The 25015-nt window shown below is 66.7% G+C and carries 11 protein-coding genes and 1 pseudogene; 1 reads left to right on the forward strand and 11 read right to left on the reverse strand.

Annotation, left to right across the window (positions count from 1 at the left end; all coding sequences use genetic code 11):
* Positions 1–41: 41 nt before the first annotated feature.
* The 10 genes and pseudogenes from BLV47_RS15835 to gspG form a co-directional block, all read right to left on the reverse strand.
* A pseudogene (locus BLV47_RS15835) lies at positions 42–218 on the reverse strand (SAM-dependent methyltransferase); the annotation flags it as partial.
* Between the two features lie 58 nt (positions 219–276).
* Positions 277–12783, reverse strand: coding sequence for a filamentous haemagglutinin family protein (locus BLV47_RS15840; RefSeq protein ID WP_092315103.1), 12507 nt, complete (start codon positions 12781–12783; stop codon positions 277–279).
* A 216-nt stretch (positions 12784–12999) separates the two neighbouring features.
* Complete coding sequence (locus tag BLV47_RS15845) at positions 13000–14178, reverse strand: substrate-binding domain-containing protein (RefSeq protein WP_092315105.1); 1179 nt, start codon at positions 14176–14178, stop codon at positions 13000–13002.
* Positions 14179–14721: 543 nt separating this feature from the next.
* Positions 14722–15933 carry a type II secretion system inner membrane protein GspF gene (gene gspF / locus BLV47_RS15850; RefSeq protein ID WP_092315107.1) on the reverse strand — a complete coding sequence of 404 codons (1212 nt, stop codon included), beginning with the start codon at positions 15931–15933 and terminating at the stop codon, positions 14722–14724.
* Complete coding sequence (gene gspE / locus BLV47_RS15855) at positions 15933–17354, reverse strand: type II secretion system ATPase GspE (RefSeq protein ID WP_092315109.1); 1422 nt, start codon at positions 17352–17354, stop codon at positions 15933–15935. The genes gspF and gspE overlap by 1 nt, the downstream gene beginning before the upstream one ends.
* 1088 nt (positions 17355–18442) lie before the next feature.
* A complete protein-coding gene (gene gspD, locus BLV47_RS15865; protein ID WP_092315111.1) occupies positions 18443–20827 on the reverse strand; it encodes a type II secretion system secretin GspD in 2385 nt (794 codons plus the stop codon).
* Complete coding sequence (gene gspM, locus BLV47_RS15870) at positions 20824–21384, reverse strand: type II secretion system protein GspM (RefSeq protein WP_092315113.1); 561 nt, start codon at positions 21382–21384, stop codon at positions 20824–20826. Before gspM ends, gspD begins: the two co-directional genes overlap by 4 nt.
* Positions 21377–22564: a type II secretion system protein GspL gene (gene gspL / locus BLV47_RS15875; RefSeq protein WP_092315115.1), complete on the reverse strand. Its 1188-nt coding sequence runs from the start codon at positions 22562–22564 to the stop codon at positions 21377–21379. Before gspL ends, gspM begins: the two co-directional genes overlap by 8 nt.
* A complete protein-coding gene (gene gspK / locus BLV47_RS15880; RefSeq protein WP_092315117.1) occupies positions 22561–23544 on the reverse strand; it encodes a type II secretion system minor pseudopilin GspK in 984 nt (327 codons plus the stop codon). The genes gspL and gspK overlap by 4 nt, the downstream gene beginning before the upstream one ends.
* Before the next feature lie 8 nt (positions 23545–23552).
* Positions 23553–23999 carry a type II secretion system major pseudopilin GspG gene (gene gspG, locus BLV47_RS15885; RefSeq protein WP_047304124.1) on the reverse strand — a complete coding sequence of 149 codons (447 nt, stop codon included), beginning with the start codon at positions 23997–23999 and terminating at the stop codon, positions 23553–23555.
* Between the two features lie 148 nt (positions 24000–24147).
* Here gspG and gspI point away from each other — a divergent pair, with 148 nt between their 5' ends.
* Positions 24148–24534: a type II secretion system minor pseudopilin GspI gene (gene gspI / locus BLV47_RS15890; RefSeq protein WP_092315119.1), complete on the forward strand. Its 387-nt coding sequence runs from the start codon at positions 24148–24150 to the stop codon at positions 24532–24534.
* A gap of 3 nt (positions 24535–24537) precedes the next feature.
* Here gspI and BLV47_RS15895 read toward each other — a convergent pair whose 3' ends face one another.
* Positions 24538–24966: a type II secretion system protein N gene (locus BLV47_RS15895; protein WP_092317257.1), complete on the reverse strand. Its 429-nt coding sequence runs from the start codon at positions 24964–24966 to the stop codon at positions 24538–24540.
* Positions 24967–25015 lie beyond the last annotated feature (49 nt).

A 25015-nucleotide genomic window follows, 5' to 3' on the forward strand; every position in this document is an offset into this window, starting at 1 on the left:
CTGGCACGACACGGCCGCGGCCAGCGGGCTCACTAGGCCGCTCAGCGCTTGTGGCTCATCCAGGCGCCCCAGAACAGGCTGCTGAAAAAGCGTGGTCCCTCGGCGAAACCGCTCTCTTCGAGCCATCGCTGGACCACGGCCTCGGAATGGGGCGGGTCGGCGCCCTGAAGGACTTTCCCCAGCTTGGCTTGCACCTCGTCCGCCGTGGCGCCCTGCTGCCCATCCAAAAAAAGGGCGATCAATGATCGCCCGCAAACTTGCTACCACGAGAGATTCCTACAACGTCAGTTGCCCACGCTCCTCATCGGTCAAACGCGCCCGGGCCTGGTCGCTCAGGGGGCCGGCGCCCAGGACCTGCACCGGACTGTCGGGGTCGTAGCCCGGGGCGCGGCTGGCTTCTTCGCGCTGGCGCTGCACCGGCTCGGAGCCAAAGCCCAGCACTTCCACGGTGACGATCGAGGCCCGGCCCTGCCTGGCCGCCGCCTGCTGGTTGCGCGCGGCATCTTCGGCGGCCTGGGACGCCGCCGAACCGGCGGCGCTGGCCGAGGTCATGGCACCGGTATTGACGGTGGCGCTCACCGGCACCCCGGAGGACTTGCCCTGGGTCTGGATGTTCGCCGCGTTGACCACCCGCAGTGCGGCAATGTTGACGTTGCCCGAGACCCGGATCCCCGCCTCGCCGGCGTCGATGGTGCCCAGAGGCGCGATCAGGTCGATATCGCCGGCAGGCACCTCGGGAATCGGGTTGAGGGTGGCGATCCCCGCTCCGGTGCTGGGCACCGAAGGCGACAGGCTGACGTTGCCCCAGTTGTCGTAGACCCGTTTGGGCGGGGTGTAGACCACGGTGGTCTTGGAACCCCGGCCGGCGTTGATGTCACCCGCCGCCGACCAGCCCATGATCGAGCCGCCGAAGGTGGTCATGATCCGGCTCTGGCCCAGCAGGATGCTGCCCAGGGAATACAGCTGAATGTCCCCCGCGCCCTGGGTGATGATCCCCGCCGACGCCGGTGGCGCGGTGCCTTCGATGCCGAAGGTCTGGTTGCCGCCCGGGGTCAGCATCTGGATATTGCCGCCGAAGTTGGTGTGCACCCCGGCCCCGCCAAACAGGGTGATATCGCCCTTGTAGGTAATCGGGTTGCCGGCCACGTCGGTACTCGGGAACAGCGCGGCAATCGCCGCCCGGCCCCGGGCGTAGCTGCCCTGGCGCACGCCGCCGTCCTGGTTGTACTCACGGCCGGCGGCCTTGAGCTCGGCGAAATACACCTCGCGGGCGAACACCCGCTGCTGCTCCGCCGGCAGCGCCGCGTAGTAGGCCCGGGCCTGGGCGCTGTCGCCGGTGAAACCGAAGCGCTCAGCCAGCCAGGCCTGCAGTTCCCCATCGTAGAGCTTGTAGACCTTGCCTCCGGCTAGGCTGGCCGGGTCCAGGTAGGCGTCGACAAAGCGCCGGTAGTCCGGGCCCTTAGGGCCGACCCCGGCCTGCATCACGATGCTCGCCCCTGGCCGGCTGTCCCCCGGCGCCACGGCGCCGAGGCTGGTGACGCTGACCTTGTCCTCCATCAGGATATTGCGCCCCGCCGTCAGCTCCAGGGTGCCGGGGCCGGCAACCATGAAGTTGCTGTAGAGAATGTCGCGCCCGGCGCTGACGATGGAGATGTCGTTGGGGCTGTTGTGCACGAACAGGTTGCCCTGCGAAGTCGACGAACTATTAGGGTCAAAGTCGACAACAAGCCGCCCACTGCCGACGATATCGCGCCCGGCCATCATCCATACCGGACGACTGCCTTCATACCAGGTCTGGCCGGGGTGCAACGATGCGCTGTTAAAGGCAATGCTCCGACCGCTGCTGACCCCCACCAGGTCTCCGCTCACTGCGTAGAACCGTGCCGGGTCCGCAGCCCCACCAACAGGCCCGGCGACACTGCCCGAGCCAAAGGCAAACAATGGCAAGCTGGAAGAGGCCGAATTGCCATTGATCGACAGATTGCTGGCCGCCACCACACCGCCGATTCGACCGACAAACGCCGGGTGCCATGGAGTGGCCATCGAGCTGGCCGCGGCGCCTGACTGGCTGACGATGAAGCCGCCGGCATGGATCGAGTCCTGGGCAAGGAACTGCAACTGGCCATGGGCCCCTGGAGCCAGAAGCAACGGCTCACGAAAGGCAATCGTACCGCTCTGCTGCATGCTGGCCTGGCCATAGTAAAGACTGCCACTGGCTGCCACTGCCCTGAGGATGGACGGATAGACCACCGCCAGATCGGTGCCGGCGGGGTTGGTGATGGGGGCCAAATTTCCGCCCAGAGACAGCAGATCGATAGCGGTGCGATCGGTCCACAGAGTGAACCAGCTCTGCCCGGTGCCTGTCTGACTTCCACGGCTGAAAAGCGCAGGGTTGAACTGCCTGACCCGGCCTGGGTCTTCGACATTCTGCAGCACCAAATCCCCCCGACTCTGCAGGTTGAAGGTGGCATCTCCGGGCATCAAGCTCAGCCCCCCCCGGGTCACGCCAAGGGTCGAGCGCAAGGAGTCGAAGGCGCGAGTCTCACTTGGATTGTGATCCAAGGCGAAGCTGCCATAGAGCAGATCGATGCTCCCCTGGGAACCGCTGTGCAAAGTGGTGTTACCACGCAGGTTCACCAGCATACCGTTGCGACGCTCCATCGCCATTTCACTGGCGGGGTTCAAGGCTCCCGCAATATTCACCCGCAGATCGCCCCCCCCCGTCAGCTGCAAGCTGCCATCGCTGGCTACCCGGCCGGTACTGCCCACCGCCAGCACCAGCCCTTGGCTGCGCGGAGCCACAGTGGCCGGATCGTTGGCATTCGCGGGAGTGTCGACGGTCCCGGCAGCGCCCGCGACATTCAGTTCAAGATTGCCACCACCCAAGGTGCCGAACCCGGTAAAGCCCACCATCCGGTCGGCAGCGCCCGCCGCCGTGTAGGTACCGAAGTTGATCCACCAGGCCGTGGGCTGGGCCGAGCCGCCGGTGGCGACATCGGCACTGCCCTGGCGCCACAGCCAGTTGCCCACTTCGGCCGAGTCGAGGCCGTTGTCCTTGGGGTTGGGCCAGGCCAGGCTATTGCCCGCCACGCCGGTGATATTGCCGGTCAGGTTGCCGCCGACATCGATCCGCAGGTTGCCCCCACCTTCCGGGTACCAGGCGCGGTACAGGCTGGTACCACTGCCATTGACGAACTGCTCGAAGTAGCTGCCTGGGTCGTTGAGCACCTTACCGCCAGCGCCCAGGTTCCGCGGTTGGTTGTAAGGATCGGCAGCGGAGGTGGCGGTGGATGAAGTACCGGCGGTATAGACCCCGTACAACGAATCCATGCTCAGGTTGCCGGCGCTCAGCAGTTGCAGGTCGCCGGTGCCGGTGCGCACCACGCTGAAGCGGCTGCTGGACGGTTTTGGCGCGTATTCCTTGTCGGCCATGGCCGTGCAATAGCTCGGGTTGTCCTTGCAGAAGGATTCGACCGAAGGCTGCCCCAGGTCGGCCAGCAGCTTCGCATCGATGGGGTCGCCGGCCTTGATCACTATGCCGGCCCCGGCCAGGTCGTCCACGGCCTGCTGGGTCCAGGCGAAGCTGGCCTTGACTGCGCAGTAGCTCGGGGTGTCCGAGCAGAACTGATCGATGGAGGTCTGTCCCAGATCGATCAGCAGCTTTTCATCGATCGGGTCCCCGGCCTTGACCACGATACCGGCCCCTGCCAGATCATCCGCCGCTTGTTGGGTCCAGATACGCACACTCTTAGAAGGCATTTCCTTGGCGAACATGCCGTAGTGACTGTCTGCCAGGTGCAGGTCGCCGCTGCGCGGGTTGGCCTGCAGGATACGGCTGTCGGCGGCCTGGGTATCGGCCCCGGCCACCAGGCGCAGGGACCAGGACTGCGAACCCTCGGCCAGCATCGGCGCAATGGCCCAGAGCTGGCCCTGGCGCCCCGCCACTTCCGGCCGCAACTGCACAGATTCGACGCCCCCCGGCAGCTTGACGTCCGTTCCGGTGGGAATCAGCGCGCCCTTGGGCAGCGGCTTGCTGCCGTCGAGCAGCACCCCGCCCACCACCTTGGGCAACTCCACACCCTTGGGCCAGGTCAGGGGCTTGACCAGGATGTTCTGGCCGAGCAGGTTGCCGGCCTCCAGCTGGGTACCGGCGATCAGGGTCTGGGCCTCACCAAGCAGGGTTCCAGCGGCGAACAGCAGGTTGCCCGCGGCATCGCGCACAGCGGCGGCCAGCACGGTGCCCGCCGGCAGGGTCAGGCTCTGATCGAGTTGCACGGTCACCGGCAGACGGGTGCCCGCCACCAGGGTCAGGCCCTTGATCGGCAAGTCGTAGTTGAGGGTGGTGCCGCTGGGGAAACGGGTGCCATCGGCCAGGGTCACCCCGGTGCCCGGCACTATGATGTTGCCACCGGTAAAGTCCACGCCCTTCAGCAGTACCCAGCCCTTGTCATCCACGGTGGGCGGTGGCGGGGCGAAGCCGTCGTTGATGCTGCCGTAGATATTCAGGTCGCCACCGGCACGCAGGGTCAGGCTGCCGACCTCGCCGGAGCCATATACCGAAGTCTTCTGGCTATGAGGGTTGAGGCTGGCATAGCGATAGCCGGACAGGTCCAGGTCACCCTGCACCACCAGGTCGCCGTCGGCGGTCTTGCTGACGATCTCCACGCCGGGGCGCAGGTGCAAGGCATCGGCGTAGGTGGCGTTGTTCAAGCCGGCCAGCTTGTTCTGCAACAGGTCGTTGTTCTGCAACGCGGCGTTGATAAAGGCCGTGCTCAGTTGGTGTTTTTTGTCCAGGTAGTCCTGGGTGATTTGCTGATACGGCCGGCCACTGGCGGTGCTGTCATTTTTCAGTGGCGCATCGTCGTAGCTGATCATGCCGTTGACCGCGATCGAACGGGCGCCCTGGATATCCAAGCGGCCATGGGCATCGATATCGATATCGTTGCTGCTGCCGTCCGCCTGAACCAACCGTGGCGCGTTCAACTCCAGGGTGCCGCGGCTACGGCCGTCGTTCTGCCCGGCGGCGCTCCCCACAGCCACATCGGTGCCATGGCGCAGGTCGATGCGTGCGCCATCGGCCAACGTCAGCCGGCCCTCGCCGGAGCCGAGTACCACGGTGGCGCGGTTGGGCGAGTCGATGATCTTGCCGTAGCTGTCCACCCGCAGTTGACGACCATGGGCGTCGAGCACGGCGCTGCTGTCCAGGGTCAGGCCATGCCTGGCTGCCAGGTTGATGCTGCCGACCCGCTCGCCGCTGGCGTCCACCAGACCGTTGACCCGCAGGCTGCCATTGTCCAGGGAGACGTTGACGCTGCTGGCCTTGACCCCGTTACCGATGGTCAAGTCGCCCTGCTTGAGCTGGAAGCTGCGCGCGCCGTACACCTGGCCCTGGTTCAACCGCTGGTTGAGGGCGGCGAACTGTTCGTCCAGGGTGCCACTGGCGCCCAGGCGCTGGGCCTGGATCTCCACCGCGCCGCCCAGGTAAGGCACCCAGGTGCCGCCGGCATCGTAGTAGCCGCTGCTGGCGCCGAGGATCTTGCCCGCCAGCTCCACCAGCCCGGCGTTGCCGTCCACGGCCACCGCCCGCAGCTTGCCGGCCTGATTGTTATTGGCCGACAGATCGATGCTCGACCCAGCCGCCTGCAGCACATTGCCGGCGCGGCTCTGCAACAGCACCTCGCCACCGCTGCCGTAGCGGGTCAGGTCGTTGAAGACCATGGCGCGGCCCGCCACATCGATCAGCGCGGCATCGGTCAGTACCACATCACCACGGGCCTCCAGGGTCACCTTGCCACTGGGCAGCACCACCGCGCTGGCCAGGCGAATGCTATCGCCCTGCAGGGACAGTTCCGCCCCATAGCCCTTGGTCTCGCCACGGGGGCCGGCGGTGGCGCTGATATCGATGGCGCCACCGGCGCTGATGCGGTTCACCGAACCGGCCTCGCCGGTCAGCAGCGGGCTGCGGATATTCAGGTTGCCGCCGCTGTAGGCGAAGCCCTTGAGCGGGTCATAGGCGCCCTGGCTCTGGTACACCGAGAGGCTGCCCTTGTGGTTGGCGGTGATGCGCTGGCTGGCATTCAGGTCGACGTTGGCAAAGCCCAGGGCCAGGCGGTCGAAGCTCTTGATGGTGCTGGGCTGGGCGAAAGCGCCATAGCCGAACTCGATGCGCTCGGCATTGATCGACAGGCGTCCGCTGCCGGTACCGGCACCACCGGCCACCACTGCGCCAGGCGGGGTTTCGGCACCCTGCCAGATCAGGTTTGCCGTGTGGATGCTGGCCACATCATTGGCACCGCCGGCGCCGTAGATCGCCGGGGTGGAGAGCATCAGGTTGTTCAGCAGCGACTTGCCAGTAACCGGGTCATAGGTGTCCAGGCTGGCGCTGCCGTAGAAGTTCAAGCCGTCCCTGGCCGAGAGTTGCAGGGTTTCCAGGGCTGGGGCGCCGAACTGGCGGTCACCGCGCAGCAGGCGCTCCAGCAGTTGCTGGTTCAAGGTCATGCCGCCAGGCAGGCGATTGGCCGCAGCCGCGGCCGCCAGGGCCTCGGGGCTGCCGACGTTGATATTTTTCACCCCTAGATTCAAGTGGCGGGTGCCATAGCGCACCTGATCACCCAACTCGAAGGTGCCTGCGGTCACGGCGACAATGCTGCCCTCGGAGTGCAGTGTGGTCTGCCCGCTGCACAGGGTTGTGCTGCACCCGCCTATGTTGATGCCACTATTGGTAGTCGAGGCCGATAGCGAGGTACTGATCACATTCAGCAAACCGTTGGATACCGCGAGCATATTGGCTGCTTTGTAGATAAAACCATCAGTGGCGTCGTAGCTGGCCTTGCCCTTGCCGATGGTGTTGATCGAGGCCCCCTGCTCCACAAGGATTGCCCCGCCCCCTGTCACCAGGAACACCTCCGGCGCTGCCAGACTCGCCCCAGAGCGCAAGGTGATGGAACCGCGCGTCAAGTCATCGCCCTCATAAAATGAGATGTAGTTACCTCCCTGGCCGTAAGTGAGAGAGCTCAAGCCACCGATGATCAAGCGTGTAGCGCCCAGGGCATTGAGACTGTCCGCCCTCAGGGTCACTCCCTTGAACCCGTCGCTAGGCGACTTGTCGGCCGCCACCACTTCGGTGTTTCTGTCACCGGAACTCATCACTGCGACTGTGCCGCCATAACCTCCGGCTGCGGCCTCGAAGCGGCCGATGCCGGCGAAGGAGAACGCATCGGCTCCAGCGCCTTCGCGCAACGCCAGCTTCAGGGTCTTGGCGTCCACCTCAAGCATCGGCCGTGGTACCCCAAGCCTGGCGGCATCGGCCTTGGCAAACTGCGCATAACCGGTTTCGTTGTACTGGGAATAGCGGCGCAAGGTGTCGGCCGACGTCAGGATCAACTGGCTGGCGACGCTGTTGCTGATCCCGGTATGGGCCACCGAAAGGTACCCGGCGGTGGACCAGGAGCCATTGCGCATCTGCTGGGTCGTGCCTTCGCTACCCAGCCCGGCCAGGCCATTGATCTCCACACGGAAGGCCCCCGGCATCAACGCGAAGGTGGACGGCATCAGGGTGTAGGTGCCCGCCGCCAAGCCCGGCACTCCGCTGCCAATGGTGATCTGCTGGCCGATCAGCGGGTCTAGCGCACCGCCCTCTGACGCCAACGGTGCATAGCCCGGCTGCACCCCGGGGACGATGGCGTAGATCGGGTTGGTGACCAGGCCCGGCAAGACCAGACCACCGTTGGCGCCGATCTGCACCAGCGGGTTGTAGCGAGCATCGGTGGAACCGCCACGCCCGGAGATAAAGCCCGCGCCCAGCAGCTCGCCGCCTCCGGACAGGTCCAGGGTGGCCTCGGGCAATACCTTCACCGACTTGCCGCCCAGGATCACCCCGATGCTCAGATCGCCGTTGCCGTAGACCCGTGCTCCCTGGCCAATGAGGGTCACGGTCTTGCCGTTGTACTTGTAGACCTGGCCATCGACCGTGCCGCCATAGGGCAGTACCAGGCCCTTGCCACTCACCGAGGTCAGGCTGCCAGGCAGCAGTTCCACCTGGCTGGCGCCCAGGTTGCCGATCTCGATCAAGCCCAGGGGCGCACGCAGCACCCCGCCCTGTTTGATGGTGGCCGCGCCCAATTGCAGGCGACCGAAGGCCGAATAAGGCACGGCCGAATCGGTGCTGCCGTTGCGGCCAATGGTCAGGGTGCGCACCGGGTTGAAATCCATGGTGGTGCCGACAGGCTCACTCAGGTAACCGGCAATCACCCGGGCCCCGACCTCGGTGCCGGGGTACAACTGTGCCGCCCGCAGAGTCATGTCGCCCTGGGTCAACAGTTGGGTGCTGATGCCCTTGGCGATCACATCGGTGCCGGGCCCAGCAAGGAAGCGCAAATCGCCCTGGCTGCTGAACTGCACATCATCGAACCCTCGGCGCTCGACCAGCACCAGGCTGTTGTCGGCCTGGCGCAAGCTGCCCTTGCTGCCAAACACCACATTGCCGCGCACATCGATCAGGTTGCCGCTGGCATTGAACTGCGCCTGGGTGGCTCGTTGCGACGGCGTGCCGGTGGATACCGGGCGCACGTACTGGTCCTTGCCCTCCAGCGGCGCGAGCATCCCCGCCAGCAGCAGGTACGGCGCCGACAGGTTGACCCGGGTATTGGCCGCGGCGCTGTCGCTGAGATTCAGCGCACCGCTGTACAGGCGCAAGCTCTGGCCCATGTTCAATGCGATATCGCCATCGAAGCTCAGCAGGCCGTTGCTCAACAGCGCCAGGTTGTCGAAACCGCCGGCCTTGACCTGATCCACCCCGAGGCGGCCATGGCCGTATTCCAGGCTGGCGGCCGCGGCCTCGGCACTGCCCGGCAGCGTGCTGCCCTGGTGAACCTGGCTGAGCATCAGTTCCCGGGCCTTGAGTACCTGGTTGCTGACGGCGTTCTTGATGTAGTACGGGCTTTCCAGGGCCAGGGACAAGGTCCCCCCCGCCGCGCCCGCACCACCAGCCCGGGCGACGAAGCTGCCGTCCAGGTACAGGCCATTATTGGAAGCGAAGCTGATACTGCCGCCATTGCTGGCCACCTGCACCCGCCCCTGGCCGGGAATATCCAGGGCTGCCTGGGTGCCGGAAGCATCCAGGCGGGCACCGTCGCGCACCACCACGAACAGATCGCTGGCCTTGGCGATGCCGGTGGCCAAGTCGATCTCGCCGCCGATGCTGATCTTGCCGCCATTGCGTACCTGGCCATAGCTGCGGCCACGGTTGTCCACCGCGCTTACCGCACGGGCCGCAACATCGATCAGCGCCTGCTCGCCGACCCAGATCGAACGCCCGTGGCCGGCGGCATTGGCCGCCTCGGAGCAGGCCACCGTCAGCCCACCCAGGCTGACGCTGCCACCCCAGGCATTGAGGGTGCCGTTCATGGTCAGCTGGCCAACGCTGCGCAGATTGATGGCCTGCCCCGGATCGACAGTGATCACCGCGCCCTGGCCCACCGTCAGCGCCGTGCTGGCCAGTTGTGCGGCCGTGGAGTACTGGTTGCCCGCGGTAAGGGTCAGCCCCGCGCCACGGCGCTGGGTCAGCACGCCCTTGGCCGCATCCTGCTGATAGAGATCCGGCTGCCAGGTTTCCAGCACGCTGTCCGCCGCACTGCCACTGACGGCATTGCCAGCCTGGGCACCGACGCGATAGGCCGGCATCGTCACATCGACCCGGGCACCGTCGGCGACCTTCAGCCCTTCATTGCCGGTGATGTCGTAGGCCGCAAAGCCCTTATTGAAGAAGTCCCCCGCCAGTTGCAGGGTGCCGGCCTCGGGCGCGGCATTGCTGGCGCCAATCAGCACCTTGTGCGCCTGCAAGGCCAGGGTGCCGCCACCGTTGACCCCGTAGCCGCGCAGCTGACCCTTGAGGTCGAGCTGGCCATCGGCGGCGAGCGTCGCGTCGCCGCCCTTGCCGCCGCTGGCCTTGCCGTCGTAGCCGATGCTGGCCCCGGAGCTGACATCCACCAGGCTGCCGCTGGCCAGATTGAGGTCGCCGCTGCTGCGCAACGACACCTTGCCGCCATTGATAAAGGCCAGGCCGCTGTTGTCCTGGGGGCTCAACGCCAGGTTGCTCCAGCGCCCGGAAGCGTCCAGGCGCACCCCGCTGGCCACATCGACCCGGGCAGATACGCCGCCGGGGGCGAAGATCACGTCGCCGACCGCAAAGTTGCGGTCCATATCCACCTGCCTCAGCACGTTGCCGGCATTGATGCTGCCGCCATGGGCCGTGAGGTTGGCGTTGAGCTTGACCTGGGGCCCGAACAGGGTGATATCGCCGCCGTCGGCCACCTGCAGCGCACCATTGACCTGGATCTGCTGCTTGGCGCCAACCTTGATCGCCCCCAGCTGGAGGCCGTTGAGTGTGTCGCTGTCGAGCACCAGCTGGCCCTGGCGGTTGGCCGGCAGGGCCGTGGCGAGGTCCAGGCCAGCGGCGATCTTCTGCTGGTTGGCGTCGATCAGCACCTGATCGGTGACCGGGTTCAGCGCATAGCCCAGGGTGCCACTGGTCTTGTTGTAGATCGGCGTGTAGCTGCCGATGATCAGTTGCGCGCGCTGGGCCGCGGCCTTGTGCGACTGCTGGTAGCCGTCGAGCTTGAGGTTGGGCGCCTGGGTCTGGCGATCGCCCTTGAACACCTCGCTGATCAACTGCCCTTCGAGCACCGCGTTGCTGGTGCCGATCACCAGCTTGCCGGCGTCGCGACCAACGGTATAACCGGCCTCGTAGCGCTGCTGCTGGGCGATCAGCGGGTTGTAGTAATAGTCGGTGCGACCCCAGCGCGGGCTGCTGTCCACATAGCCCTTGTAGATGCCGGTATAGAGCAGGTCCCCCGGCGCCCGGGAGAGCTCGTACAGGCGCCCGTCGACGCCCTTGAGCCAGGTCTGGCGGATATAGCCGGCCTGCACATCGACGGTGCCGCCGGAGAGGTTCAACTGAGCGCCGGACTGGGTCACCACGTCCTTGCCGGTAAAGGTCAGGGTGCCGCCCTGAGCCATCCACTCGCCGATATTGTGGCCCTGGGTGCCCAGGTAGCCGCCCACTTCCAGCAGGCCGCCGGCGGTGTACCAGCGGTCGGTGGCGTAGCCGTTGGTGCCGGCCGGGACGAAGATCAGCTCGCGCAGGTCGACCCACACATCGTTGTTGATCAGCTTGCCGCTGTCGCGGTTGCCCGCCGAGTCGCGCTGCTCGTTGCCCTGGACATTGATCTTGATGTTGTTGGACTCCATCGCCACCTTGACCCCGACGGCGCCGGATACATCGATCACCGCGCCGTCGCGTACCAGGCTGCGCTGCCCGGCGCTGACCGCCACCTGGCCGCCGGTGGCCAGGGTGATGGAGCCTTTCTGGAAGTCCACGGTGCCGCCACTGACGATCTCCACCCGCGACTGGTCGGTGCGGTCGGCGACGCTGCTGAGGTTGTTGAACTGGCCGGTGATCAGGTTGGTCGGGGTGCCGTCGAGGTTGATCAGGCCGTTGTTGCGCTGGCTGTCCAGGGCGGTGCTGCCGCTGCTGTCCAAGAGGATCGCGGTGGTGCTGCCCTGCCCCAGGGTCACGCTGCCACTGCTGTCGCTGGCGGAGTTGAGCAGGTGGATGGTGCCGCGGGTGTCCACCGAGGTGCTGGCCAGGGCCACGCCGTTCTGCACCACCTGATGTCCGGTCAGGGTGATATCGCCGCTTGCGGCCATGATCAGGCCGCTGTTGCTGACCGTACCGGCGCTGCTGCCGGCCTTGAGCGAAGTGGCCACTTCGTTGCCGCGGGTGGTGGAGCGCTGGTTGCCGTCGGTGCCCACCCCGCGGCGGATATAGAAACTGTCGCCGGCGGCCAGGGTGGTCTGGCCCCTGGCGGTGACTATGGTGCCGGCGTTCTCCACTTCGGCCCCCAGCAGCAAGGCGTAGCCGCCGGCATCGGTGGACTTGGCCGGTGCATGGGTCTGGATCAGCGCGCCGCGCTGCACCTGGACCTTGCCCAGCGCATCGATGAAGGTCGGCTGGCTGCCGTTGGCGTCCACATAGAGCCCGCGCTGAGTGAACTGCTCGTCGCTGATGGTGGCTGCGGCCGCCACCAGGTTGCGCACATTGACCTGGCTGGTGCCGCTGAAGATCACCCCGTTGCGGTTCATGATCATCACCGTACCGGCGCCCTTGATCTGGCCCTGGATCTCGCTCGGCCGGCCATTGGGGTCGTTGACCTTGTTCAGCAAGGCCCAGTTGGACTGCTGCTGGAAATCCACCGTGGTGTTGCGCCCGACGTTGAAGGTTTCCCAGTTGAGGATGGCCTTGTCGGCGGTCTGCTCGATGCTCACCGTGGTCTTGCCGCCGGACTGGCTCTGCACTGGCCCCTTGGCGTTGATCCAGCCCTGGGTCAGGCTGTTGTCGACCTTGAGCCCGCCCTGGCCGAGGCCGTCGGGAATGCTGCTGACGCTGCCGAAGGCGGCCTGGCGCGCCGCGGCCTGGGCCGCCTGCTGCGCGGCGATGGCGGCCACCGTGGAATTGAGGTTGCCCAGGGAGCGTTGCAGTTGCTGGTTGGCCCGGGTCTGCTGCGACAACGGCGGAATTCCCGGCACCTGGCCATTGGTACGCGCCGCCGTGGCGGCCTGGGATGCGCCCTTGTCGGCGAACCAGCCGGAACTGAAGGCCGTGGCGCCATGGGCGCTGCCGGCCATCATCAGCAAGGCAATGGCGTGAGCCAGGGGCTTGAGTCGCAGGATCGGCGCCTGAGAGTCCAGGCCAGGGGTGTTAACCGGGGGTTTGCAGCGAACCATTACTACTCATCCTTTGTGATGACGCCCAGGGGTGCGCGACGCTGTACGGCCCAGGGCGCGCGTCACTGCTTCAAGGGGTTAGGCCGTTGGCGCGAGGCACGACCGAACGGATGTCACGGAAAATTCATCTTGGGGGTGTAGGCAGGGCCAAAAACAAAAATCAGCAACGGTCGAAACCGTTGCTGATCCGGGTGTTGCAGGTATCGGACGCGAGGGTTACAGCGGACGGCCGATGGCGTTGCAGACGCTGGTGTTACCGATGCTCAGGCCGCTGGAGGCAGTGACGAACGAGTCACGAATTGCGGTTTTCCAGGCTGCTGGCAGCGGTACGAAGCGGTTGCTGTTGATGGCGCTGTCGTTGTTCACCAGAGCACCGTAGTGACGGCTGAAGAAAGCCCGTACTTGCGAAGTCTGGGTGGCATCGGCGTAGCACTGGCTGAAGATCAGGTTGGTGAAACCGAGGATCGGGTAACCGCTGGTTGGGTACAGGCGCAGGCTCTTATCACCAGGGTTGGCGTCGATGTTGGCCTGGGAAGTGAAGACTGGAACCCACAGGTTCTGGTTGGCACGTACAGCCGCATCAGGCACGGCAACAGCGGCGATAGCCGAGGACACGTTGGCAGGAGCTGGCGAAACACCGGCAACCTTGGCCACCTTGGTGGCGTCATCCAGGCCGGCCAGGGTCGGTGCGGCGTAGTCCGGGCTCATGTAGGTGATGCGGCCATCGCCAGCGTTCAGCGCGTCCATGACGCCTTGGCTGGTCACAGCGGCCACGGCAGCGGCAGGCAGGCCGAGCGAGTAGCTGGAAGCGAAGTTGGTGGTCACGGCGAACTTGCCAGTCTCGGCGCACTTGGCGTTCAGGAAGCGGGTGAACAGCTCGGTGGTGCCGCTGCTTTCATTGCGGTAAACCACGGTGATGGCACCGGTACGGCCCGAACCTGCGATCTGGCTCCAGTCGGTCAGACGGCCCGAGAACACGCCGCACAGGTCGTTGACGCTCAGGTCAACAGCAGCGGTGCCGGCCTTGTTGAACGGAATGGCGACCGAAGTGGCCACCGAAGGCACCTGGATCAGCGGGCCCCAGGTAGCGTTGCGAGCAGTGGCGTAGTTGCTCAGCTCGGTGGCGCTGAGCTTGGAGTCGCTACCGGCCCAGTGCACGTTCTTGCCGGTAGTACCGGCCACGAACTTGGTGTAGTCGTTGTTCAGGAAGGCAGCCTTGCCGTTGCCGCTGCCTACGCCGATGTAGGGAGCGAAACCGGCGGTCAGTACGCCGGAAGTCTGGTACAGCGGTTGTGGCAGGGTAGCGCCACCGCCGTTGATATCAGCCAGAGCAGCCTGTGCCGAGCACAGGGCTGCCAGGGTCAGGGATGCCGCGAGAACATTGCGCTTAAACATGAAGAATCTCCTTTCGTCGTGTTCGTACGTTGGGTGAATAGCTCTTGCATGACGCCATGGCGCTCGGGCCAGAAGCCTTGATCCAGAGGGCTTGATGGGTGAGGCCATGGGGAGAGAAGTTCGCAGCTTCCGGTGACAGATAAAGGAAAAAACCTCGGGAGAAACCGACTGTTTTTGCAAAAGATTCTCGGGTGTTTACCAAGGGTTTTCAGGCCTTTCCCGGCAAGGTGACAGCGAGGTTGCCCAAGTTGGCGCCGGCATCGCTCTGCAAGCGCCGAAGGTGGTGCAGACAGCGCCGGAACATGACAGAACAAGGAACCCGAGCTTGGCCGATTGCCAGGTCGGGAGTGAGGTAGGCAGCGTTAAATTTTCTGGCTGCCCCGCCCTGCGCTTCGGACCACACCTTCGCTACACCCCTCGTAGGAGCCGGCTTGCCGGCGAAGGGGCCCGCGAGACCTGCATCGCCGGTGCCGACGCCTTCGCTGGCAAGCCAGCTCCTACGGACCGGGCCGGACGGGGTCAGGTCGAATCGGATTGTGCGGTTCAAGTGACCAGTTGGTTGATCTCGATGATCGGCAACATCACCGCCATCACGATCACCAGCACCACGCCGCCCATGACCACGATCATCAGCGGCTCCAGCAGCGCGGTCATGCCCATGGCCCGGCGCTCGATATCCCGCGACAGGGTCTGCGCCGCCCGCTCCAGCATCGGCGGCAAGGCACCGGTCTTTTCGCCACTGGCGATCAGGTGGATCAGCACCGGCGGGAAGACTTTTTCCACCCGCAGCGCGGCCGCCAGGTTGGCGCCCTCGCGGACCTTGGCCGTGGCCTCGCTGACGCTCTGGCTCAGGCGGTCGTTGGACAGAGTCTGGCGCGCCGCATCCAGGGCCCGTAGCAGCGGCACTCCGGCGCCGCTGAGAATCGCCAGGGTCGAGGCGAAACGGGCGGTGTTCAGCCCCAGGACAAAACGCCCGAACAGCGGCAGGCGCAGGATCCGGCTGTGCCAGCTCAGGCGTGCCCGGGGGTTGCGCAGGTACAGCCGCCAGCCCCAGAACCCCGCCGCCATGGCGCCGAAGCACTGGATGCCCCAGGCACGAATGAAGTCGCTGGCGTTGAGCATCGCCAGGGTCAGCCCCGGCAGGTCCTGGCGCGCCTGGGAAAAGGCGCTGACCACCTGGGGCACCACATAACTGAGCAGAAAGATCACGATGCCGATGGACACTAGGCCCACCACCCCGGGGTAGATAAAGGCGGTGAGGATCTTGCCGCGCAGGCCGTTGCGCTCCTCTATGTAATCCGCCAGCCGCTCCATGACCTGGGCCAGATCCCCGGACTCCTCGCCGGCGGCGATCAACGCCCGGTAGATTTCCGGAAAGTCCCGCGGCCGCGCCGCCAGGGCCTCGGCCAGGCGCATGCCACTGCGCACATCCGCGCGCACCGCGCTCAGGGCCTGGGCGATGTGCTTGCGCTCGGCCTGCTCCACCGTGGCGCTGAGCGCCGCCTCCAGCGGCAGGCTGGCCCCCAGCAGGCTGGCCAGCTGGCGGGTGGCCCAGGCCAGGTCGTTGTCGCTGAGCCTGGGGCTGAACAGCCCCCCTGCCGTGCCGGTGCCAGGGTTGCTGTCCAGCTGCACCTGCAAGGCGGTCAGGCCACGGCTGCGCAGGCTGGCAAAGGCCGCGCCCTGGCTGTCGGCTTCCAGGTGCCCGGATTCGATCTTGCCGAGGGCGTCGGCGGCTTCATAGCGATAGCGATTCATCAGGCGTCCCGTGTCACACGCAGGATTTCTTCCGGTGCGGTGGCGCCGCTGCGCACCCAGCGCTCACCATCCTCGCGCATGCTGAGCATCCCGGCGCGGCGCGCGGCGGCGCGCAGGGCCTGCTCATCCGCGCCCTGGTGGATCAGGCTACGCACGTCGTCATCAATGCAGAACAGTTCATGAATGCCGGTGCGCCCGCTGTAGCCGATGTGATTGCAGGCCGGGCAACCCACCGGGCGCCAGGTGCCGGGGGTGGCCGGGTCGGGTTCCTTGCACTGGTTGCACAGGCGGCGCACCAGGCGCTGGGCCAGCACCCCGAGCATCGACGACGCCAACAGGAACGGCTCCACCCCCATGTCCACCAGCCGGTTGACCGCCGACACCGCGTCATTGGTGTGCAGGGTGGCCAGCACCAGGTGCCCGGTGAGCGAAGCCTGGACCGCGATCTGCGCGGTTTCCAGGTCACGGATCTCACCGATCATGATCACGTCCGGGTCCTGGCGCAGGATCGCCCGCAGGGCCAGGGCGAAGGTCATGTCGATCTTGGCGTTGACCTGGATCTGGCTGATGCCCGGCAGGTCGTATTCCACCGGGTCCTCGACGGTGAGGATATTGCTGGTGCTGGCGTCCAGCCGGGCCAGCGCCGCGTACAGGCTGGTGGTCTTGCCGCTGCCGGTGGGCCCGGTGACCAGGACGATGCCGTGGGGCTGGTGGATCAGGGTATCCAGGCGCGCCAGCAGGTCCGGGTCCATGCCCAGGGTTTCCAGCTGCAGGCGCCCGGCCTGCTTGTCCAAGAGGCGCATCACCACCCGCTCGCCGTGGCCGGTGGGCACCGTGGACACGCGGATATCGATGGGCCTCCCGGCCACGCGCAAGGCGATACGCCCGTCCTGGGGCAGGCGTTTCTCGGCGATATCCAGCTGGGCCATGATCTTGATCCGCGATACCAGCGCCCCGTGCAGCGCCTTGCGCGGCGACACCACGTCACGCAGGGTGCCGTCGACCCGGTAGCGCACCACCGAGTGCGTCTCGAAGGGTTCGATATGGATATCGCTGGCCTCGTCCCGCGCGGCCTGGGTGAGCAAGGCGTTGATCATGCGGATCACCGGGGCGCCGTCCTGGGTGTCCAGCAGATCGGTGATTTCCGGCATGTCCTGCATCAGGCGATCCAGGTCCACCTCATTCTCCGCCGCCCCGACCACCGCCGCGGCGCTGCCGGTATCGGCATAGGCACTGGCCAGGAGCCCGTCGAGTTCCTCTTCGCGGATCCGTTCCAGCCGGGCGGGGCCGAACTGGCGGCGGGCTTCGCCGATGGACCAGCCGGGGGTCGAGGGGCAGACCAGCAATACCGCGCCCTCCTCGCTGTGACGCAGGAGGATGCGTTGGGATTTGGCCCAGGCGTAGGGGAGCTGGGTGGTCATTGCTTGTACCTCCTGGTGGGGTGCATGTCCGTTGCTGCGGGTGGGGCTGCTGACGGTTTCGCTCTTACAGCGAGGGTTTTGGGTACATATCCATTCCTGCGGGTGCGGCCACTGGCGGTTTCGCTCTTACAGCGACTCACTTTTGAAGAGCGCAAAAGTGAGCAAAACGCTCTGCCCCTCCACTCGGTGCCTCGCATAGCGAGGCATGCCCGAACTCCGGCATTGATCCGTGGGCCGCCGCCACCGGCCATCCCTGGCCGGGTGGCGGCTAACCCGGCATCCTTGCCGGGTTACCCACGGATCAATGCCTGCGTTCGGCCATCGTGGTTAACGGGGCCCTGAAGATCAAAATCAAGATCAAGATCAAGATCAAGATCAAGAGCCGGAGCAAGAGCCGGAGCCAACTTTGGCCTTGCGGCCTCGTCCCCCTTCCGTAGGAGCTGGCTTGCCAGCGAAGGCGTCCGCCGGGGCGGCGCATGTCTTTCGGGCCTCTTCGCCGGCAAGCCGGCTCCTACGGACAGCGCGTAAACGCGCTTGGCTTTTGATCTTGATCTTCAGGCCCCTTCCCAGCCGGCCGAGCGTAGGCGTTGCGTAGGGGGCAGCTCGGCATGGATGCCGAGCTAGCCGCCACCCGGCCATGGATGGCCGGTTGGCGGCGGGCCCCCGGAGCAATGCCGAAGTGAGGGAACCCCGAGCCCCAGCGAGGGGCCCATGGAGGGGCAAGCGTTTTTGGTTCCTTTTTAGGCGTTTGTAAAAAGGGACTCGCCGTAAGGGCGAAACCATAAGTGGCCACACCCGCAGGAATGGATATGTACCCAATATGTCCCCCATCCCCCGCTGTAAAAGCGGAACCACAAACGGCCACACCCGCAGCAACAGATATGTACACCACCCCCACGCCATTAAAACGAAACCACCAGCGGCCGTTACCGCAGCACCGGATATGGACCCCGTCAACCTCGCCGCAAAGACAAAACCGCAAACCACCGCAACGGATATGTGCCCCCTCCATTGGCCGTCAAAGCCCCCGCGAAAGTGGCCATGACCACAACAACGGACATAGGCTCCATGCCTATGAATGAACACCTTCATTGCACCGGCACCGCCCTGATCGTCGCCCGCGGCCCCTGTCCGGGTGTCTGCAACGACACCGGCGCCACCCCGGGAATCGCCTTGCTGGCCGCCGGCAACTGCGGCGCTTGCATATCCGGCATCGCCCAGCTGCGTTCGGGCTGCAACTGCCCCTGGGCACGGCGCATGAAGTCATAGCGATTGAGCGTGATGCTGCGCCCCGCGCCGCTGTCGCGAATGATGTAGGGCCGCAAAAACACCATCAGGTTGGTCTTGGTGATGCTGCGCTTCTCGTTGCGGAACAACGCCCCGATCCCCGGGATGCTCGACAGCCAAGGCACCGCGTCGTTGCTCTGGCTGTAGCCGTCCTGCAGCAAACCGCCCAGGACCATGATCTGCCCGTCATCCAGGAGGATGCTGGTGTCGATCGCCCGCTTGTTGGTCACGGTCCCGGCGTCCACCGAGGCCCGGGGATCGACGCTGCTGACTTCCTGGTAGATGTCCAGCTTGACCGTGCCGCCTTCGGAAATCTGCGGCCGCACATTGAGCTTCAAGCCCACCTCTTCACGCTGCACGGTCTGGAATGGGTTGTTGCTGGTGCCACCGCCACCGGTGACGTAGCTGCCGGTGACGAAGGGAATGGTCTGGCCGACGAAGATGCTCGCCGCCTCGTTGTCCAGGGTCAAAAGGTTCGGCGTCGACAGTACGTTGGTCCCGCCCTTGCTCTTCAGGGCCCGGGCCAGGACCTTGAGGTCCAGCACCTTGCCGATCCCCGGGATGTCCACGCTGCCGTTGACCACGCCGATGTTCAGGCCCTTGGGCAGGACGTCGATGCTGGTCTTGCTGCCCGGAGTGCCCTGCAGCCCGCTGCCGCCAAGGTTGACCCCGCCAAAGCCGCCACGCCCGCCGAGGTTGCCGGCCTGCCACTGCACGCCGAACTCGCTGGCGTCGTCTTCGCCGACTTCGACGATCAGGCTTTCGATCACCACCTGGGCCCGGCGCTGGTCGAGCTGGTCGATGACTTCCCGCAGGTTGCGGTACAGCGGGTCCGGCGCGGAAATCAGCAAGGTGTTGGTGGTGACGTCGGCCTGGATGGTCACGCCGCCGGCGCTGAAGGCGGTGTTCTGGTCGTTCTGCTGAGCATTGCCGCTCAGGCTGCTGGCGCTGGCGCCCTGGCCATAGGCGCTGCCACTGCCGCTGCTGTTGAGGGTGCCGCTGCCGGTGGGGGTGCCGCTGCTGTTCTGGGCGCTGCCCTGGCCGCCCTGGGTGCTGCCGCCCATGCCGCTGAGCATGGCTCGGGCACCATCGTTGCCGGCGCTGTCGCTCTCGCCGGTGAGCAGGCCGCGCAAGGCCTGGGCCAGCTTGCCGGCCTGGGCGTTGCGCAGGTAGACCACGTGCAGGTTGCTCGGGTTGCTCTGGGCGTTGTCCAGCTTGTAGATCAGGTTGCGCGCCAGCTCGGTGCGCTCCGGGCTGCCGGCGCGGATGATGATGGAGTTGGAGCGCGGGTCGCCGATCACGCTGATCTTCTGGGTGGGGTCGGCGCCCTGGGTTTCCAGCAGTTCGGCCACCATGGTGGCAATGTCCACGGCTATGCCGTTCTGCACCGCCACCACATCGGTGTCGATGGCGCTGGGGGTGTCGATGCCGTCGATGATCTGTGCGACTCGCTGCAGGTTCTCGGCATAGTCGGTGACCACGATGCTGTTGTTGCCCGGGTAGGCATTGATCGGGTTGTTCGGCGAAACGATAGGCCGCAGCACCGGGATCAGGTTCACCGCATTTTCGTATTGCAGGCGAAAGGTGCGGGTCAGCATGCCGTTGCCCGCCGGTTTGTCGCCGCTGTAGATCGGCCCGCCCAGCAGCTTGGCATCGGCCTCGGGCACCACCTGGGCCACCCCGCCCACGTCCACCACGGCAAAGCCCTGCATGCGCAGGGCCGCCAGCAGCATGTCGTAGGCCTGATGGGCCGGCACCTGGCCCTCGCTGACCAGGGTCAGGTTGCCCTTGACCCGCGGGTCCACCAGGAACTGCTGGCCGGTGGAACGGGACAAGGCGCGCACCACCGCCTGGATATCGGCCTCGACGAAGTTCAGTTGCACCGGCTGGTCCCCCAGGGGGTTGCGCGGCACCCCGGCGCTGCGCGGCGTGCCCTGGCCGCGGCGGCTGCCGGTCACCGGGTGCAGGACTTTCGGCCGCTGGGCCTGTTGCGCCTGCAAGCGTTCGCGATCGGCCAGGGCGTCACCGCTGCGCCGGGTGTCGGCCAGGGGCTGGCCCAGTTCACTGTCCACCAGCAAGGGTGGCGGCGTGGTGGAGGTGGTGTTGCTGCAGGCCCCCAGCGCCAGCAGCAGAAACGGTGCGACCTTGCGACACTGGCGCACGTAGTTGGAGCCTGACCCCTTCATGAAGCTTCCTTAGCGCCCTGCGCCTGATCCATGCGAACGGTCCCGGACAGTGTGCCTGCCGAGTCTTGGGCGGTGTCCGCGGCGGCGCGTTGCAGCCGGGCTTGCACCACCTGCAGTGAAAGCTGTCGGGGCGTCCCCAGCAGCCAGCCGACCACGGCATCCGCCGGGGCCTGCTCAAAGGTCAACTGCCAGCTCTCGGGGCCGGCTTGATCGGTGTGCTGCAACTGGTAACGGTCCTTGAGCCCGGCCTGGTCCAGGGTCTGGCGCAGGGCCTGCTCAAGGTCGGCGCCCCGGCGGTTGGTGCCCGCGGCCTGGTGCAGCAACACTTCCAGGGCCTCGGCCTGGGAGCGCAGCTTCGGCGTCTCGGCTTGCCAGTAGTCGATCTTCTTCAGCGGCGGCTGAATCAACAGCCACCACAGCAACAGCCCCAGCACGCCCAGGGCGGTGGCGCTCAGCAGCCGTTTCTCCCGCAGCGCCAGCGCCTTCCAATGGCCCCGGGCCTGGGTCCAGAGGCGTGACCAGCGCGCCTGATACTGGGCCAGCCGGGCCTTATTCATCTTCGGCTCCCGGGGTGTTGTCGGTGACATTGCTCGGCTCGCCCGTGGCCGGGCCCAGGGTCCAGCCATTGCCCTCGGTCTGGACGCTGTAGCCGGCCTGGGTCAAGGCCCCCTGCCAGCCGCTGTCGGCGCGCTTCGGGGTATCGGGCAGCAGTTCCAGCCGCAGGCGCTGGTCGGCAAAGCTCAGGCTCTGCACGCTGCCCACCATGAACGGCATGGCGCTGCCGGCCTGCAGCAGCAGGTTGCCGAAGCCCTGGCTCGGGTCCGCCGCCCCGCTCTGCTGCACCGCCAGTTGCTGGCGGGCCTGTTGCAGCGGATTGAGCACCACCGGCAACTGCGGAAATACCTGCCGGACCCGCTGGCTCATCTGGCTCTTGAGGCGCTGGCCCTGCTCGGCCTCACGGGCGGCATACAGGTTCAGGCCCAGGACCCACACGGCCACCGCCAGGGCGCAGCAACCCAGGGCTCGGCCCCAGCCCTGGACCGCGCCGCGCGCCGCCGTCGCCCCCGCCTGCAGGCCCCAGGCCGGCGCCGCACCGCTCCAGCGCTGTTCGACCGGCAAGCGCTGCAGCGCTCCCTCGGGGGCATCGTCACCGATCCAGCACAGCTCGGCGCCGGAGGCGCGCAACTGCTCCAGGGTGTCCTGTACCAGAGGCTGCACGCTGGCCTGGGCGGCGCCGTGGCGCAGCAGCAACTGACCGTCCAGCAGGCACAGGTTGTGCTGCCCCGGCGCCGGCGCCGCCAGGGCGTAGGGCGCCGGGTACAGGCCCGACAGCTTGAGCCCGGCCTGTTGCAGCAACTCGCCCAGGGCCTGCAAACCGCTCTTGGGCAGCCAGCTCAAGGTCACCTGCCCCTGGGCATCCCGCGGGCCGTGGGCGACATGCATCGACTCGCCGCACCCCAAGATCAGCGCCTGGGCCGCGCAGTCCACCGCGGCCTTGATCCGCGCCGCCGGCAACGGCGGCAACTCGATGCAGGCCAGCAGACTGTCCTGCGGGTGCAGAAAGCACTCCAGTGCCAGCCCTCGGGCGTCCTGGCCCAATGCCTCAAGGGGCCTGCGGCCTAGCTCGGTCACCCGCCCGGCGCGGTCCAGCCGGGCGTATTCCAGGGGCACGGCCAGCGGCCGGGGCGCCTGCAACAGCTCGGCCAGGGGCGGCAAGGCGATGCGCAAGCGGCTCATGCGCCCACCCGCGACCAGATCACCTGGGGCATGCGGTCCTCGGGGCGGTGCAGCAAGGCGTGCAGGGTGATCTGCCGCTGGTCGCGACGGACCTGCCCCTGGAGCAGGAACCACTCGCTGGTGATGCCGACCTTGATCCGTTCCTGCACGGCAAAGGGCAGGTGCAGGCGATTGACGAAGTCGCCACGGTTGATGAACCAGTGCCCGGCGTCGCGCTCAGCCACCAGGGCCCGGGCCTGGGACAACGACAGCCCCGGCACCGCCGCCGCCAGTACTTCGGCGCTGGCGGTGTTGCCATTGACCCAAGTGTTACCCGGCAAGACGCTGACGTAGGGCTCAAGGCGCGCCAGCAACGCCTCGTCGACGCCCTGAACGCCCAGCAGGTCGTCCAGGCTGCGCAGCATCGGCTGGCGCGGCGGCAAGATCTGCTGCGCCGCCCCGGGCGAGGTCAGGCGACCGCTGTTGAAGGCACCAGGAGTGCCCGCGGCGGTGGCCGGACTGGACAGGCGCTGCGGATAGGAGGCGATCACCCGCTGGCTGATGCGCCGGCTCAGGGCCGCGTCGACGCCGAGCAGCTGGCACAGCTGGTAGAAGGCCTGCACCTGCTCCGGGTCCACCTGCTGGTTGAACACCAGGTTGCGCAGGTTGAACTTGCCTTGCAGGTCCTGCAGGCGGCCCTGGAAACCGCCGCCGGATGCGCCCGGCGCCGGATCGCCGAGGGGCCGCGCCCAGGGCTGGTCGAGCCGGGTCAGGACCTCGCGCTGACGGGCTTGCCAAAGCAACTGCCGGCTGTATTCGAGGCCGCCCTGAAGGACCTGGGCGCCGACGATCCGCGCCTGCTCGGCTTCCACCGCGCGGGTCAGGACGGTCTGCCGCGCCAGCATGCCGGCGGCGAGCACCGCCACCACCGCGGCGATCAGCAAGGCGCTGATGATGGCCATGCCGCGCTGCTTCGCCGCACCGGGCGAATGACTGTTCATGGCAGGCCTTAGAGCTGCCAGGAGCCGATATCGGCATTCACGCCTTCGCCGTCGGGCTGGCCGTCGGCGCCCAGGGAGAACACGTCCACTTCGCCGTTGGCCCCCGGGTTGAGGTAGTGATAAGGGCGCCCCCAGGGATCGTTGGGCAGGCGTTCCAGGTAGGAGCGCCAGTTGCTGTCCTTGGCGTTGGCCGGACGTTCCACCAGTACCTTGAGGCCCTGGTTCATGCTCGGGTAGCTGCCGTGGTCGAGGCGATACAGCTTCAGCGCCTGCATCAGTCCGGCGATGTCCTGCTTGGCCGCGGTGGCCCGTGCCTGGTCCGGACGGTCCAGCACCTTGGGCACCACCATGACCGCGAGAATCCCGAGGATGACCACCACCACCATGATCTCGATCAGGGTGAAGCCACGCTGGCCCCGGGGTGCGGCGGTTGACGTTACAGGCGCGATATCCATCTCGACATTCCTTGGCTTGAGTTCGATTCGTCGCGCAGTGTTGCAAGAAGATATGTCAGTGGTATTGAAAAACCTCGGGAGTTTCGGTCGCCATTCGGTCAAGCCTGCAGGCTAGGCTGCGAGGCTGTTTCCCGGTGTCGAGCGGCCCATGCAAGCCCTGCGCAAACAAGCTGGATTCACCCTGATCGAAGTGCTGGTGGCCCTGGCCATCATTGCCGTGGCGATGGCCGCGGCGGTGCGCGTGGCCGGGCTGATGACCCAGAGCAACGGCCTGCTGCGGGACAAGTCCCTGGCCCTGCTGGCGGCCCAGAGCCGACTTGCCGAGCTGCGCCTGGAAGGTCGTTTACCCAGCGGGTTGAAGAGTGTCGATTGCGACCAGGGGCGCCTGGCGCTGCGCTGCGAACAGTCGATTGGCGCCGCGGCGCTGCCCGGGCTGCTGAAGGTCAGTGTCCAGGTGCGCGAACGCGGCCGCGACGCGCCGCCCCTGGCCCGCCTGGAAACCCTCCTCGGCCGCCCCCAGGAGCCGCGGCCGTGAGCCTCAGCGGGTCAGCCGCGGCAACGGCGGCGAGTCCGCCAGCTTGCTGACCTTGATCCGCGACTGCTCGGCGCCGCGCTCGATCAGCACGCCATCGGCCTCCACTGCCGCCAGGCGCACGCCCGGGGTCAGTTGTTCGCCGGCCAGGAAGCTGCGCGGTGGCCCGTCGTTCAGGCGCAGGATCGCCACCGCGCCACGGGCCCCGGCCATGACCCCGGACACCTTGATCTCCACGGTGCTGGGCTGGTTGGCAAACCACTGCAGGGCTGGGCTGTCGGAACGGGCCGCGAGCACCTGGGGCGCCACGGCCGGGGTCTGGGATTCGGCCGGGGTCAGCAGCAGCGACGACCAGGTGACCACCCCGGCCAGGGCCGCCAGCAGCGCGGTGTACTGCACCAGTCGAGGGGCTGAGAAATCTGCGGCACGCAGCATGGTGGCAAGCATTGGCGGGACCTCCTGTTTGTCCGTTTGCGCAGCCTAC

It is taken from the genome of Pseudomonas saponiphila (genome assembly GCF_900105185.1).
Taxonomy (GTDB): Bacteria; Pseudomonadota; Gammaproteobacteria; order Pseudomonadales; family Pseudomonadaceae; genus Aquipseudomonas; species Aquipseudomonas saponiphila.

Excerpts from the sequence above, each read along its gene's own strand:
- gspK (WP_092315117.1), bottom strand. The coding sequence starts at position 23,544 with ATGAACAGTCATTCGCCCGGTGCGGCGAAGCAGCGCGGCATGGCCATC.
- gspI (WP_092315119.1), top strand. The coding sequence starts at position 24,148 with ATGCAAGCCCTGCGCAAACAAGCTGGATTCACCCTGATCGAAGTGCTG.
- gspL (WP_092315115.1), bottom strand. The coding sequence starts at position 22,564 with ATGAGCCGCTTGCGCATCGCCTTGCCGCCCCTGGCCGAGCTGTTGCAG.
- BLV47_RS15840 (WP_092315103.1), bottom strand. The coding sequence starts at position 12,783 with ATGGTTCGCTGCAAACCCCCGGTTAACACCCCTGGCCTGGACTCTCAG.
- gspG (WP_047304124.1), bottom strand. The coding sequence starts at position 23,999 with ATGGATATCGCGCCTGTAACGTCAACCGCCGCACCCCGGGGCCAGCGT.
- gspE (WP_092315109.1), bottom strand. The coding sequence starts at position 17,354 with ATGACCACCCAGCTCCCCTACGCCTGGGCCAAATCCCAACGCATCCTC.
- gspF (WP_092315107.1), bottom strand. The coding sequence starts at position 15,933 with ATGAATCGCTATCGCTATGAAGCCGCCGACGCCCTCGGCAAGATCGAA.
- gspM (WP_092315113.1), bottom strand. The coding sequence starts at position 21,384 with ATGAATAAGGCCCGGCTGGCCCAGTATCAGGCGCGCTGGTCACGCCTC.
- BLV47_RS15895 (WP_092317257.1), bottom strand. The coding sequence starts at position 24,966 with ATGCTGCGTGCCGCAGATTTCTCAGCCCCTCGACTGGTGCAGTACACC.
- gspD (WP_092315111.1), bottom strand. The coding sequence starts at position 20,827 with ATGAAGGGGTCAGGCTCCAACTACGTGCGCCAGTGTCGCAAGGTCGCA.
- BLV47_RS15845 (WP_092315105.1), bottom strand. The coding sequence starts at position 14,178 with ATGTTTAAGCGCAATGTTCTCGCGGCATCCCTGACCCTGGCAGCCCTG.